Origin of the sequence: Kitasatospora sp. NPDC088264 (assembly GCF_040685715.1) — a bacterium.
GTDB lineage: Bacteria > Actinomycetota > Actinomycetes > Streptomycetales > Streptomycetaceae > Kitasatospora.
The window spans coordinates 1-13,849 of record NZ_JBFBIR010000075.1 but is presented as its reverse complement, the minus strand read 5'-3'; the positions used below and the strand labels follow the sequence as shown (position 1 = coordinate 13,849).

At 73.1% G+C, this 13,849-nt stretch carries 10 protein-coding genes; 7 read left to right on the top strand and 3 right to left on the bottom strand.

The window, feature by feature from the left end:
• Window positions 1-75: 75 nt before the first annotated feature.
• From AB0O82_RS34575 to AB0O82_RS34565, 3 genes are all read left to right on the top strand, one after another.
• Window positions 76-1,428 (top strand): ATP-binding protein, encoded by a 1,353-nt coding sequence (locus tag AB0O82_RS34575; RefSeq protein WP_363588345.1) that lies wholly within the window; start codon window positions 76-78, stop codon window positions 1,426-1,428.
• A gap of 27 nt (window positions 1,429-1,455) precedes the next feature.
• Complete coding sequence (locus tag AB0O82_RS34570) at window positions 1,456-1,863, top strand: nucleotide pyrophosphohydrolase (protein WP_363588365.1); 408 nt, start codon at window positions 1,456-1,458, stop codon at window positions 1,861-1,863.
• A gap of 165 nt (window positions 1,864-2,028) precedes the next feature.
• Window positions 2,029-2,655, top strand: a complete 627-nt coding sequence (locus AB0O82_RS34565) for a DUF6099 family protein (RefSeq protein WP_363588343.1) — start codon at window positions 2,029-2,031, stop codon at window positions 2,653-2,655.
• Here the strand turns inward: AB0O82_RS34565 and AB0O82_RS34560 are convergent.
• Entirely contained in the window at window positions 2,595-2,837 is a 243-nt protein-coding gene (locus tag AB0O82_RS34560; RefSeq protein ID WP_363588341.1) for a hypothetical protein, read from the bottom strand. The two genes, AB0O82_RS34565 and AB0O82_RS34560, sit on opposite strands and share 61 nt — an antisense overlap.
• 464 nt (window positions 2,838-3,301) lie before the next feature.
• A complete protein-coding gene (gene dapD, locus AB0O82_RS34555) occupies window positions 3,302-4,291 on the bottom strand; it encodes a 2,3,4,5-tetrahydropyridine-2,6-dicarboxylate N-succinyltransferase (protein WP_363588339.1) in 990 nt (329 codons plus the stop codon).
• A gap of 176 nt (window positions 4,292-4,467) precedes the next feature.
• On the opposite strand from dapD, the gene AB0O82_RS34550 reads away from it, so the two are divergent.
• The 3 genes from AB0O82_RS34550 (at window position 4,468) to argF (ending at window position 10,047) form a co-directional block, all read left to right on the top strand.
• Entirely contained in the window at window positions 4,468-6,096 is a 1,629-nt protein-coding gene (locus AB0O82_RS34550; protein ID WP_363588337.1) for a 3' terminal RNA ribose 2'-O-methyltransferase Hen1, read from the top strand.
• Window positions 6,093-8,816: a polynucleotide kinase-phosphatase gene (locus tag AB0O82_RS34545; protein ID WP_363588335.1), complete on the top strand. Its 2,724-nt coding sequence runs from the start codon at window positions 6,093-6,095 to the stop codon at window positions 8,814-8,816. The genes AB0O82_RS34550 and AB0O82_RS34545 overlap by 4 nt, the downstream gene beginning before the upstream one ends.
• A 229-nt stretch (window positions 8,817-9,045) precedes the next feature.
• Window positions 9,046-10,047, top strand: coding sequence for an ornithine carbamoyltransferase (gene argF / locus AB0O82_RS34540; protein ID WP_363588333.1), 1,002 nt, complete (start codon window positions 9,046-9,048; stop codon window positions 10,045-10,047).
• A gap of 9 nt (window positions 10,048-10,056) precedes the next feature.
• On the opposite strand, the gene AB0O82_RS34535 is transcribed toward argF, so the two are convergent.
• Entirely contained in the window at window positions 10,057-10,629 is a 573-nt protein-coding gene (locus tag AB0O82_RS34535; protein WP_363588331.1) for a superoxide dismutase family protein, read from the bottom strand.
• Window positions 10,630-11,099: 470 nt separating this feature from the next.
• Here AB0O82_RS34535 and acnA point away from each other — a divergent pair, with 470 nt between their 5' ends.
• Window positions 11,100-13,745: an aconitate hydratase AcnA gene (acnA, locus tag AB0O82_RS34530; RefSeq protein WP_363588329.1), complete on the top strand. Its 2,646-nt coding sequence runs from the start codon at window positions 11,100-11,102 to the stop codon at window positions 13,743-13,745.
• The last annotated feature ends 104 nt before the right edge of the window (window positions 13,746-13,849 follow it).

Genomic DNA, 13,849 nt, shown 5'->3' with positions numbered 1-13,849 from the left:
TGTGGCCGCCACGTTGGGATGAATCTGCTGAGCAGGCACGTTTCTGCCGACCGGCCTGCGGCTAACGTCCGATGGGTGAACCGCGACGCCACCCGGCCCGCCGCGCCGGCCCACCCCCGACCGAGCGCCCCGGGGCCCGATCGGCCATCCGTAACACGTCCCACCGTCGAGGAGCTCCGGCTCACCTCGTTCAAGTCCTACCGGCGCGCGGTCCTGCCGCTCGCGCCCCTCACCGTCCTGCACGGGCCCGCCGGCGTCGGCAAGTCCAACGCCCTCGACGCACTGGCCGTGCTCTCCCGGCTGGCCCTCGGAGAGGAGATCGCCGACTCCTTCGACGGGCTGCCCGACCGCACCGGCCCCCTGGCCAAACCCGTCCGCGGCGGCCTGACCGGGTGCGTCCCGCACGGGCGCGACGCCGTCATCCTCGGCTGCACCGTCCGCTCCCCGCACGGCCGCATCCGGCTCGACGTCGTCGTCCGCACCGACGGCCCGGTGCGGATCGCCCGCGAATCGCTCACCCTGGACGGCCGCACCCTCGTCGACACCGGCGAACAGGACGTCCGCAAGCGGCGCGTCAACGTCTGCTGGCACAACGACACCCGCCAGGGAGACATCCGGGCGCCCTTCCCCAGCGGCACCATGATCACCGCGCAACTGCCGCTCCGGGTGGCCGGCTCCTCCCGGGGCGAACGGCAGGTCCTCGCCGCCACCGAGGACCTGCTCACCGCCCTGCGCGAGGTCTTCCCCGTCCACCCCGTCCCCGCCCTCATGCGCGGCTGGGCCCGACCCGACCCGCAGGCCCGGCTGCGCAGCAACGCCGCCAACATCTCCGCCGTCCTCGCCCGGCTCGGCAACGAGTGCCCGCGCCGCTACGGGCAGCTCCTGCGCGCCGTCCAGTCCGCCGCCCCGCACCCGCTGCTCGGACTCTCCCTCGCCCACCGCGGCAGCGGGCCCGACCAGCGCGTCCTCGCGGTCTTCGACGAAGGCGTCCTCGGACGCACCGGGGCCGACCAGGCCTCCGACGGCATGCTGCGCCACCTCGCGTTCGCCGCGGTGCTGCTCACCGGGGCCGGGGTGCTCGACCTCGACGTGGCCGCCGAGGTGCCGTGGGCGCACCGGCAGCTCACCGTGCTCGCCGAGGACCTCGGCGCCGGGCTCGCCACCGAACAGACCGCCTCACTGCTACGGCTGGCCCGGGACATGTCCGGGCGCAACCAGCTGCGCGTCCTCGCCGCGCTTCAGGAGCCCGCCGCGGCGCGGGAGGCGCTCGGCGCGGCCGAACCGCGGTCGGGCGCGGCCGTGCTGGTCGAGTGCCGGCGCGACCCGGACTCGGGGCACACCGTGCTGCGGCCCGAGACGACCAGGGTGCCGGCCCAGTGCGGGCGCGGGGACGGCGCCGACCCGGGGGCGGACGACGTGGACGGGTGAGGTAGACCTGGACGGGTGAACGAACGAGTGACGAGGCCGGGGGAACCGGCCGGGCCCACCGGGCCGACCTTGGAGGCCCTGCGGCAGCGGCTGGCGGACTTCGCGGCGGCCCGGCGCTGGGAGCCCTTCCACACGCCGAAGAACCTGGCGGCCGCGCTGAGCGTGGAGGCCGGCGAACTGCTGGAGATCTTCCAGTGGTCGACGCCCGAGCAGGCGGCCGCGGTGATGTCCGATCCGGAGCGGGCCCACCGGGTGCGGGACGAGGTCGCGGACGTCCTCGCGTACCTGGTGCAGTTCTGCACGGTGGTCGGGGTGGATCCGCTGGAGGCCCTCGCGGCCAAGATCGAGCGGAACGAGCTCCGCTTCCCGGTGCCGGACGGACCGGCGGACGCCGACCAGGGCGGGGCGGGTGTCAACCCGGACGTGGACGAATAATCCTTGTGAGGGACGGGAGTTATCCACAGCCCCGGACTTGTCCACAGCTTTCCCGATGACGGATGCGGCCTCGCCGACTTCGCCGCACGCTTTCGCCGTGACCACCTGACCGCCCCACCGGCGGCGGTGGTCCCACGGCGACAGCGAGCGAAAGGAGTGGCGGCCATGGAGGCGCTGCGACTGATCAAGAGGGCCCGGCACGCCCTGGCCGAGGCCAGACACGTACCGGATGTGCTGGCCGAGGCGCGGCAGGCCGCGCTGCTCACCGAGGCGGTGGGGGCCAGGCTGGCGGAGCTGGACGACGACGAGCTCGCCGGGCTGGGGCAGCAACTGGCCGAGGCCGCGGCGCACGCGGCGGTCTGCCTGGAACGCTCGGTCGTCAGGGCCGCCGTGCTGAGCGGCGGCCGGGCCGGGCGGCTCACCGAACTCGGCGAGCTGGCACCGGCCTTGGGCGCGCTGGACGGGCTGCTGCGGGACGTCGGGGAGACGCTGGTGGTGCTGGCCTGCGGGGCCGACACCGAGAGCCTCTACTGGACGTGCATCGACGGTGTGGACGCGGTGTCGGAGTGCAAGGACCTGGCCGGGCGGCTGCGGAAGGTGGCGGGCAGGCTGGAGGGAGAGGAAGGCGCGGTGCTCGGCGGGGCGCCGGCCGAGCGGGGCTCGCCCTTACTCGTGGTCCGGCTCGACCCGCCGGACGAGGGCGGGCCGACGGGGGAGGAGCAGGCGCCGGACTATCGGGTGCCTGGCGTGGCCGGAGCGTCGGAGGAGGAGGTGTCCGTACCGGTGGGATAGGCGGCCGGGCCGTCCTCCCGGATGCCGGGGGACTGTAACTCGGCGAGATCCGCGGACACCGAGGCGAGCAGTTCGTGCAACTGTTCCAGCAGGCTCTTCTGCGCGGCGGGCCCGGACGAGGTGCCGGCGGCCGAGCCCGCCGGGCTGCTCGGGAGCTGCGGCGTGGCAGTTGGTTCGGTCATGACGGGACCTCTTCGGATCGGTAGTGCGGCGTGAAGCGGCCGACGGTGGCTCGGCCCGCGCAGCGGGGGTGCCTGATGCCTGGCCACCGAGGCACACGCCCCCGCCGCAGCAACCAACGAACCGCTCCGGCGGCCGGTCACCGCGCGCCACCCGATGTGGTCCAACTCCGTTACGCCGTAAGCCTCCCGGGTGATCCCGGCTTGCCGCCGCGAAGCGGCCTGGGCTAGGCGCGCGACGAGACACTCCCGGCTTGCTCGGCGCCGAGCAAGCCGGGAGCCCGAGCAAGCCGGGTGCCCGACCAAGCCGGGACAGGGCCAAGGCTTCGGGCGAGGGGAAGGAGGGGAGGGAGGGGGAGGGGGGAGGGGGAGGGGGAGGGGGCCCGCACGCCCGCCGAAAGCCGCAGAACGCACTCGGGGTCCGGAGCCCGAGTCGGCTCCGAACCCCGATGGTGTGGTCCCGCAGGTCAGTTGTGGGCGTGCAGGTCGGCGTTGAGGCCGCCCCAGGAGCCGGAGCGGGCGATGACCTCGACGGCGCCGGTCTGCGAGTTGCGGCGGAACAGCAGGTTGTCCTGGCCGGACAGCTCGACGGCCTTGGCCACGGTGCCGTCCGGGGTGGTGACCCGGGTGCCGGCGGTGACGTAGAGGCCGGCCTCGATGACGCAGTCGCTGCCGAGCGAGATGCCGATGCCGGCGTTGGCGCCGAGCAGGCAGCGCTCGCCGACCGAGACGACCTGCTTGCCGCCGCCGGAGAGGGTGCCCATGATCGAGGCGCCGCCGCCGATGTCGCTGTGGTCGCCGACGACGACGCCCGCGCTGATCCGGCCCTCGACCATGGAGGTGCCGAGGGTGCCGGCGTTGAAGTTGACGAAGCCCTCGTGCATCACGGTGGTGCCGGCGGCCAGGTGGGCGCCGAGGCGGACGCGGTCGGCGTGGGCGATGCGCACACCGGACGGGGCGACGTAGTCGGTCATCCGCGGGAACTTGTCGATGCCGTACACGGCGAGCTGGCCGCCCTGGGCGCGGACCGCGAGGCGGGCCTGCTCGACCGCGTCCACCGGGACGGGGCCGATGCTGGTCCACGCGACATTGGCGAGCAGCCCGAAGACGCCGTCCAGGTTCTGGCCGTGCGGCTTGACCAGGCGGTGGCTGAGCAGGTGCAGGCGCAGGTACACGTCGTGGGTGTCGAGCGGCTTCTCGTCGAGCGAGGCGATGGTGGTGCGCACGGCGACCACCTCGACGCCGCGGCGCGGGTCGGCGCGCAGCGCCTCGGCGGCGCCGGCGCCGAGTTCGGCCTCGGCCTGCTCGGCGGTCAGGCGGACGGTGCCGGCCGGGCCGGGCTCGGCGGCCAGGGCGGGGGCGGGGAACCAGGTGTCGAGGACGGTGCCGTCGGCGGCGATGGTGGCCAGGCCGGCGGCCACGGCCCCGTTCGGGAGGGAGGTCGATTCAGCAGTCACACCGTGCACGTTAACCAATGCGGGGCCCTGCTGCCGAACACGCCCGTCGTACGGACGCGGCCGTCGGTCGGCACGCCCCCGCCGTGCGTACACGGCCACCGACGGGCTGCGGCGGACGGCCGCCGAGCCGGAAAACCCGGTGTTCAGCGGAGGTTTGCTCGGCGATACTCGGGCGGGTGTTCATGTCGATCTCCACCACCGGCAGCGTCGAGGGCCCGGCCACCGATCTCGGCTTCCTGCTGCACAAGCACCCGGGCAAGGTCCAGCGGTTCGCGACGTCGCACGGCGAGGCGCACGTCTTCTACCCCGAGGCGGGCGACGACGTCTGCACGGCGGCGCTGCTGCTGGACGTCGACCCGATCGCGCTGGTCCGCAAGGGCCGGGGCAAGGGGCGCGGCGGTTCGCCGGACTTCGCGCTCGCCCAGTACGTCAACGACCGCCCGTACGCGGCGTCCTCGCTGCTCGCGGTGGCGCTGCGGACGGTGTTCCGGTCCGCGATGAAGGGCGCCTGCCCGGCCCGGCCCGGGCTGGCGGACCGGCCGCGCCCGCTGCGGATCACGCTGCCCGCGGTGCCCGCGAACGGCGCGGGCGAGGGCGGTGGCCCGGCGATGGCGGTCCGGCTGTTCGAGCCGCTGGGCTGGCGGGTCGAGGCGGTGGCGCTTCCGCTGGACGAGGCGTTCCCGGAGTGGGGCGAGTCCCGGTACGTGCGGCTCACGCTGGTCTCGGACGCTGTGCGGCTCGCCGACGCGCTCCAGCAGCTGTACGTGCTGCTGCCGGTGCTGGACGGCGCCAAGCACTACTGGGTCGCCCCGGACGAGGTGGACAAGCTGCTCGCCGCCGGCGAGGGCTGGCTGGCCGCCCACCCGGAGCGCGACCTGATCACCCGCCGCTACCTGTCCCGGAGCCGGGCGCTGACCCGGGTGGCGATGGAGCGTCTGGAGCTGGCCCGGCTGGCGGAGGCGGACGACCGGGAGCCCGAGGAGGTCGACAACGCGGTCGACGAGCGGCCGGAGGAGCCGGAGGAGGCCGCCGGGGCGACATCGGAGCCCAGGCCGCCGTCCCTCGCCGGGCAGCGCCGCGCCGCGATCCTCGCCGCCCTGCGGGAGGTGGGCGCGGCCCGCGTCGCCGATCTCGGCTGCGGCCGGGGCGAGTTGATCGGCGAACTGCTGAAGGACGCCCGGTTCACCGAGGTGCTCGGCGTGGACGTGTCGGCGCGGGCCTTGCAGGCGGCGGCCCGCGGACTGCGCCTGGACCGGATGCCGGAGCGGCAGGCGGCCCGGGTGACGCTGGCGCAGGGCGCGCTGACGTACACGGACGCCCGGTTGAAGGGCTTCGACGCGGCGGTGCTGTGCGAGGTGGTCGAGCACCTGGACCTGCCCAGGCTGCCCGCCCTGGAGTACGCGGTGTTCGGCGCGGCCCGGCCGGGGGCGGTGGTCGTCACCACGCCGAACGCCGAGTACAACGTCCGCTGGGAGAGCCTGCCGGCGGGCGCTGTCCGGCACGCCGACCACCGCTTCGAGTGGTCGCGCGCCGAGTTCCGCGCGTGGGCCGAGCGGGTCGCGGCGGTGTTCGGTTACACGGTGGTGCTGCGCCCGGTGGGGCCGGAGGACGGGGAGGTCGGCGCGCCGACCCAGCTGGCCCTGTTCCGCCTCGGCACCAGCCCGACCGAGCAGACCCCGACCGAGCAGACCCCGACCGAGCAGACCCCGACCGAGCACACCCCGACCGGCGCCACCCGGACCGACCCGGCCGCGACCGAGCACACCCCGACCGACCCGGCGCCCGAAGGAGGCGAATCCCGATGACCGACGAAGCGACCCCGACGCCCGAGCAGCACCAGCACCAGGAGCACGACCAGGGTCAGCCCCAGGACCACCCCGCCCCCCGCCGTCTCCCCGTCACCGACGTCTCCCTCGTCGTCCTGATCGGCACCAGCGGCGCCGGCAAGTCGACCTTCGCCCGCCGCCACTTCCTGCCCACCCAGGTCGTCTCCTCCGACTTCTGCCGCGGCCTGGTCGCCGACGACGAGAACGACCAGTCGGCCTCCGCCGAGGCCTTCGACGTCCTGCACTACATCGTCGGCAAGCGCCTCGCGGCCGGCCGGCTGACCGTCGTGGACGCCACCAACGTCCAGCCCGAGGCACGCCGCCAGCTGGTGCGGATCGCGCGCGAGCACGACGTGCTGCCGATCGCGATCGTGCTGGACGTCCCGCCGGGCGTGTGCGCCGAGCGCAACCGCTCCCGCCCGGACCGCCGGCTGCCGGCCCACGTCGTCCCGCGCCAGCACCGCGAGCTGCGCCGTTCCCTGCGCGGCCTGGAGCGCGAGGGCTTCCGCAAGGTGCACGTGCTGCGCGGCGCGGCCGAGGTGGCGGCGGCCGAGGTGGAGCTGGAGAAGCGCTACAACGACCTGCGTCACCTGACCGGCCCGTTCGACATCGTCGGCGACATCCACGGCTGCCGCTCCGAGCTGGAGACCCTGCTGATCCGCCTCGGCTACACGCTGACCCGGGACGCCGGGGGCCGGCCGGTGGACGCGGTGCCGCCGGCGGGCCGTACCGCTGTGTTCGTCGGGGACCTGGTCGACCGCGGCCCGGACACACCGGGCGTGCTGCGCCTGGTGATGGGCATGGTCGCGGCCGGGCACGCGCTGTGCGTGCCGGGCAACCACGAGAACAAGCTGGGCCGGGCGCTGGACGGCAAGAAGGTCAACGTCGCCTACGGTCTGCAGGAGTCGCTGGATCAGCTGGCCGGCGAGTCCGAGGAGTTCCGGGCCGAGGCGCGGGAGTTCATGCGCGGCCTGGTGAGCCACTACCTGCTGGACGGCGGCGCGCTGGTGGTCTGCCACGCCGGTCTGCCGGAGCGGTACCACGGCCGCAACTCGGGCCGGGTGCGCTCGCACGCGCTGTACGGGGAGACCACCGGCGAGACCGACGAGTACGGCCTGCCGGTGCGCTACCCGTGGGCGGAGGAGTACCGGGGCAAGGCGCTGGTGGTGTACGGCCACACGCCGGTGCCGTCGGCGAGCTTCGTCAACAACACCGTCTGCCTGGACACCGGTTGCGTGTTCGGCGGCACCCTGACGGCGCTGCGCTACCCGGAGCGGGAGCTGGTGAGCGTGCCGGCCGAGCGGGAGTGGTACGCGCCGGTGCGTCCGCTGTCCACGGACGCGCCGGGCGCCCGCGAGGGCCGTCCGCTGGATCTCGCCGACGTGGCGGGCCGCCGGATCGTCGAGACCGGGCTGCATGGGCGGGTCGCCGTTCGGGAGGAGAACACGGCGGCGGCGCTGGAGGTGATGAGCCGCTTCGCGCTGGACCCGCGGCTGCTGGCGTACCTGCCGCCGACGATGGCGCCGAGCGCCGCCTCCCGCCGGGACGGCTTCCTGGAGCACCCGCAGGAGGCGTTCGCCGCCTACCGCGCGGACGGCGTGCGGCACCTGGTGTGCGAGGAGAAGCACATGGGGTCCCGCGCGGTGGTGCTGGTCGCCCGGGACGACGCGGCGCTGGAGCAGCGCTTCGGCGTGGCCGGTCCGGGCGCGATCTGGACCAGGACGGGCCGGGCGTTCCTCGCCGACGACGGCCTGACCGCGGCCGTGCTGGGCCGGGTGCGGGTGGCCGCCGAGCGCTCGGGGCTGTTCGACGAGCTGGGCACCGGCTGGCTGCTGCTGGACGCCGAGCTGATGCCCTGGTCGCTGAAGGCCGTGGAACTGCTGCGCCGCCAGTACGCGGCGGTCGGCGCGGCGGCGGGCGCCGCCCTGCCGGAGGCGCTGGCGGCCCTGGAGCGGGCGGCCGGTCGCGGGCTGGACCTGGCGGAGCTGACCGCCAAGCAGCGGCGGCGCGCGGCCGACGCGCAGGCGTTCACCGAGGCGTACCGGCGGTACTGCTGGCCGACCGAGGGGCTGTCGGGCGTGCGGCTGGCGCCGTTCCAGGTGCTGGCCGCCGAGGGGGCGAACCTCGCCGTACGCCCGCACGACGAGCACTTGGCCTGGATCGACCGCCTGGTCGCGGCCGACGAAGCGGCGGCCGAAGCGAGGGCCGAAGCCGCGCTCGCAGCGGCGTCCGTGACGGCGTCCGAGGCGGCGTCCGAAACGGACGGCGACCGGGCACCGGTCCTGCACCGCACCGGCCGTCTCCTGGTGGACACCGAGGACGAGGCCTCGGTGGCGGCCGCCACGGCCTGGTGGGAGGAGCTGACGGCGGCGGGCGGCGAGGGCATGGTGGTCAAACCGCTGGCCTCGGTGGTGCGCACGAAGCGGGGCGGGGGCCGTCCGGGCGGGCTGGTGCAGCCGGGGGTGAAGGTGCGCGGCCGGGAGTACCTGCGGATCGTCTACGGCCCGGACTACACCGAGTACCTGGACCGGCTGCGCGAGCGGTCGCTGGGCCACAAGCGCTCGCTGGCGCTGCGCGAGTACGCGTTGGGCCTGGAGGCGCTGGACCGGCTGGCGGCCGGCGAGCCGCTGTGGCGGGTGCACGAGCCGGTGTTCGCGGTGCTCGCGCTGGAGTCCGAGCCGGTCGATCCGCGCCTGTAGGCCGACCGGACGCAGAAGGGGGTCCGCGCCCGTAGGCCGACGGCGTCCAGGAGGTCCGCGCCTGTAGGCCGACCGGGCGTTGAGGGTGCCCGCGGCTGTAGGCCGACCGGGCGTTGAGGGGGAGTCCGCGGCGGGGCTCCCCCTCTCCCACCCCCGCCGTGTATAGAAATTCCGAGCATCGTATAGACTTGCTACTTTCCCGTACGTCCCGTCATCCCAGGAGCCCGGTATGGCCTTCAACCTCCGGAACAGGCACTTCCTCAAGGAGCTCGACTTCACGCCCCAGGAGTTCCGCTTCCTGGTGGACCTCGCCGCCGGGCTCAAGGCGGCCAAGTATGCGGGCACCGAGCAGCCCCGGCTGCGCGGGAAGAACATCGCGCTGATCTTCGAGAAGACCTCCACCCGTACTCGCTGCGCCTTCGAGGTCGCCGCCCACGACCAGGGCGCCACCACCACCTACCTGGACTCGTCCGGTTCGCAGATCGGCCACAAGGAGTCCATCCGGGACACCGCCCGGGTGCTCGGCCGGATGTTCGACGGCATCGAGTACCGCGGCCACGGCCAGGAGATCGTCGAGGAGCTGGCCGCGAATGCCGGCGTCCCGGTCTGGAACGGTCTCACCGACGAGTGGCACCCCACCCAGATGCTGGCCGACGTGCTCACCATGACCGAGCACGGCACCAAGCCGCTGACCGGGACCGCCCTCGCCTACCTCGGCGACGCCCGCTCCAACATGGGCAACTCGCTGCTGGTCACCGGCGCCCTGCTCGGCATGGACGTCCGGATCGTCGCCCCGCGCTCCCTCTGGCCGGCCGAGGATGTCCGGAAGGCGGCCGAGACGCTGGCCGAGGCGACCGGCGCCCGGATCACCCTCACCGAGGACGTGGCCGAGGGCGTGGCCGACGTGGACTTCCTCTACACCGACGTCTGGGTCTCGATGGGCGAGCCCAAGGCGGTCTGGGCCGAGCGGATCGAGTTGCTCAAGCCCTACCAGGTGTCGATGGACACCGTCCGGGCCACCGGCAACCCGGCCGTGAAGTTCCTGCACTGCCTGCCCGCGTTCCACGACCTCGGCACGGTGGTCGGGCGGCAGATGTACGAGGCGACCGGCATGACCGAGCTGGAGTGCACCGACGAGTTGTTCGAGTCGGCGCACTCCGTCGTGTTCGACCAGGCCGAGAACCGCCTGCACACCATCAAGGCGGTCCTGGTCGCCACTCTCGGCTCCTGAAGCAGGAGCTCACTTCTCCAGCTTGACGCAGGCCGCCCGGTCGCCCGCCGCGTGCGGGCCGGCCGGGGTGCCCGCGTGCATCACCAGCGAGCGCGCCTCGCCGGGCCGGGGCTGCCAGGGCACCGAGGCCGTCGCGGTGCCCTCGCCGTGCTCGTCGGTGCGCAGCGCCAGCCGCAGTTCGTTGCGCCCGTTGGCGTACGCGGGGTCGGTGGACGGCTGCACCGGGTCCACGGCGTCCTGGTAGTGCGGTCCGGACGAGGCCGGGTCGGCCCCGCAGGAGCCGGTGTGCAGGTGCACCGGGAACTCGTGGTCGGGGGCGAGCCCGGTGACGGTCATGGTGAGCACCGTCCGCCCCGCGGTGGAGCGGTCGGTGACGATCCGGGTGTGCGCGCCGTACGGCACGAGGTCGTCCGCGTAGCTGACGGCGGTCGGCGGGACGAAGGCCGTCGCGGGGTCGAAGGCGGCCTCGACGACGGAGACGGGCGAGGCGATGGGGGCCCGCGGGGTGACGGGGGCCGGCGGGGCGGCGGCGGGGGCGAGCAGGGCCAGCGGCAGCAGCGCGGCGGCGAGCGGAGTGGACATCAACGGGCCTTCCACGGGCGGGGTGACGGACACCGTGCTCAACGGCGCCGGGCGCCGGCGGACACCCTCGAACGGGCTCGGAGGCGAGCGGGCCGCGCGGGCGCGCCCCCGCTCGTCCCGTCGCCGACCGGCGGTTCCGGTGGTGAGCTGGTGTGAGTCGGTGCTGAGTCGACACTGAGCCGGTGCCGAGCCGGTGGTGGGCCGGCAGCGGTGCGGTTGTCGGCCTCCGCCGCCGGAATGGCCGCTGACCTGCGCTTCTATCGACCCAGGCATGCCTGCGGTGGTGAAGGCGACGGCATGCACTATGGTTTATCTCGACATCGAGATAACTGCCCCATAGGATATATCTCGACATCAAGATACTTGCCGAGCGGAGCTCGCCGGCGATGCGGGCAAGGTAAGCCTAAGTAAGGCTGACCTTACCACCGTGGCGGCCGGATACCGCACGAAGCACCCAGAAGGAGTCAGTCGTGTCCGCGAACAGCTTCGACGCCCGCAGCTCGCTGCAGGTGGGCGACGAGTCGTACGAGATCTTCAAGCTCTCCGCCGTCGAGGGTTCCGAGCGGCTGCCGTACAGCCTCAAGGTGCTGCTGGAGAACCTGCTCCGCACGGAGGACGGCGCGAACATCACCGCCGACCACATCCGCGCGCTCGGCAACTGGGACGCCAGCGCCCAGCCGAGCCAGGAGATCCAGTTCACGCCGGCCCGCGTGATCATGCAGGACTTCACCGGCGTGCCGTGCGTGGTCGACCTCGCCACCATGCGTGAGGCCGTCAAGGAGCTGGGCGGCGACCCGGCCAAGATCAACCCGCTGGCCCCGGCCGAGCTGGTCATCGACCACTCCGTCATCGCCGACAAGTTCGGCACCCCGGACGCCTTCGTCCAGAACGTCGAGATCGAGTACGGCCGCAACAAGGAGCGCTACCAGTTCCTGCGCTGGGGCCAGACCGCCTTCGACGAGTTCAAGGTCGTCCCGCCCGGCACCGGCATCGTCCACCAGGTGAACATCGAGCACCTGGCCCGCACCATCATGGTCCGCGGCGGCCAGGCCTACCCGGACACCTGCGTCGGCACCGACTCGCACACCACCATGGTCAACGGCCTGGGCGTGCTGGGCTGGGGCGTCGGCGGCATCGAGGCCGAGGCCGCCATGCTGGGCCAGCCGGTCTCCATGCTGATCCCGCGCGTGGTCGGCTTCAAGCTCAACGGCCAGCTGCCGGCCGGCACCACCGCCACCGACCTGGTGCTCACCATCACCGAGATGCTGCGCAAGCACGGTGTGGTCGGCAAGTTCGTCGAGTTCTACGGCGAGGGCGTCTCCGCGATCCCGCTGGCCAACCGCGCCACCATCGGCAACATGTCGCCGGAGTTCGGCTCGACCTGCGCGATCTTCCCGATCGACGCCGAGACCATCAACTACCTCAAGCTCACCGGCCGCGACGAGCAGCAGCTCGCCCTGGTCGAGGCGTACGCCAAGGAGCAGGGCCTCTGGCACGACCCGTCGGTCGAGCCGGTCTTCTCCGAGTACCTGGAGCTGGACGTCTCCACCGTCGTCCCGTCGATCTCCGGCCCGAAGCGTCCGCAGGACCGCGTCGTCCTGGCCGAGGCCGCCACCCGGTTCGCCGAGGCGCTGCCGACCTACTCCGCCGAGGCCTCGAAGCCGACCCTCGTCACCGCCCCCGACGGGTCGAAGTACGAGATCGACAACGGCGCGGTCGTGATCGCCTCGATCACCTCCTGCACCAACACCTCCAACCCCTCCGTCATGCTGGGCGCCGCCCTGCTGGCGAAGAAGGCCGTGGAGAAGGGCCTCACGGTCAAGCCGTGGGTCAAGACCACCCTGGCCCCCGGGTCCAAGGTCGTCATGGACTACTACGAGAAGGCCGGCCTGCTCCCGTACATGGAGAAGCTGGGCTTCAACCTGGTCGGCTACGGCTGCGTCACCTGCATCGGCAACTCGGGCCCGCTGCCCGAGGAGGTCTCGGCCGCCGTCAACGAGGCCGACCTGGCGGTCGTCTCGGTGCTCTCCGGCAACCGCAACTTCGAGGGCCGGATCAACCCGGACGTGAAGATGAACTACCTGGCCTCCCCGCCGCTGGTGGTCGCCTACGCCCTGGCCGGCAACATGAACATCGACATCACCCGCGACGCCCTGGGCCAGGACGCCGACGGCAACGACGTCTTCCTCGCCGACATCTGGCCGTCGGAGCGGGAGGTGGCGGACACCGTCGCCGGCTCCATCGACGAGGCGATGTTCGACAAGGGCTACCAGGACGTCTTCGCCGGTGACCACCGCTGGCAGTCGCTCCCGGTCCCGACCGGCAACACCTTCGAGTGGGACGCCGAGTCCACCTACGTGCGCAAGCCCCCGTACTTCGAGGGCATGGCCAAGACCCCGAGCCCGGTGACCGACATCGCCGGCGCCCGCGTCCTGGCCAAGCTGGGCGACTCGGTCACCACCGACCACATCTCCCCGGCCGGCAACATCAAGCCGGGCACCCCGGCGGCGCAGTACCTGACCGCCAACGGTGTCGAGAAGCGCGACTTCAACTCCTACGGCTCGCGCCGCGGCAACCACGAGGTGATGATCCGCGGCACCTTCGCCAACATCCGTCTGCGCAACCAGATCGCGCCGGGCACCGAGGGCGGCTACACCCGCGACTTCACCCAGGCCGACGGCCCGGTGTCGTTCATCTACGACGCCTCGCAGAACTACCAGGCCGCCGGCACCCCGCTGGTCGTCCTGGCCGGCAAGGAGTACGGTTCCGGCTCGTCCCGTGACTGGGCCGCCAAGGGCACCGCGCTGCTGGGCGTCAAGGCCGTCATCGCCGAGTCGTACGAGCGCATCCACCGCTCGAACCTGATCGGCATGGGCGTCCTGCCGCTGCAGTTCCCGGAGGGCCAGACCGCCGAGTCCCTCGGTCTGACCGGCGAGGAGACCTTCTCCTTCACCGGCGTGACCGAGCTCAACGAGGGCCGCACCCCGAAGACCGTCAAGGTCAAGGCCGGTGACAAGGAGTTCGACGCGGTCGTCCGCATCGACACCCCCGGTGAGGCGGACTACTACCGCAACGGCGGCATCCTGCAGTACGTGCTGCGCTCGCTCATCGGCTGAACCGAGTTCTAGGTTCTGTCCGCGCGATCATGAGCGGAGCCAGATGGCCAGTGCGGCGACCGTGACTGTGCCGAGAAAGACGTACACGCGTTTGTCGTACCTGG

Excerpts from the sequence above, each read along its gene's own strand:
- AB0O82_RS34535 (WP_363588331.1), bottom strand. The coding sequence starts at position 10,629 with ATGTCCACTCCGCTCGCCGCCGCGCTGCTGCCGCTGGCCCTGCTCGCC.
- argF (WP_363588333.1), top strand. The coding sequence starts at position 9,046 with ATGGCCTTCAACCTCCGGAACAGGCACTTCCTCAAGGAGCTCGACTTC.
- AB0O82_RS34560 (WP_363588341.1), bottom strand. The coding sequence starts at position 2,837 with ATGACCGAACCAACTGCCACGCCGCAGCTCCCGAGCAGCCCGGCGGGC.
- AB0O82_RS34565 (WP_363588343.1), top strand. The coding sequence starts at position 2,029 with ATGGAGGCGCTGCGACTGATCAAGAGGGCCCGGCACGCCCTGGCCGAG.
- AB0O82_RS34545 (WP_363588335.1), top strand. The coding sequence starts at position 6,093 with ATGACCGACGAAGCGACCCCGACGCCCGAGCAGCACCAGCACCAGGAG.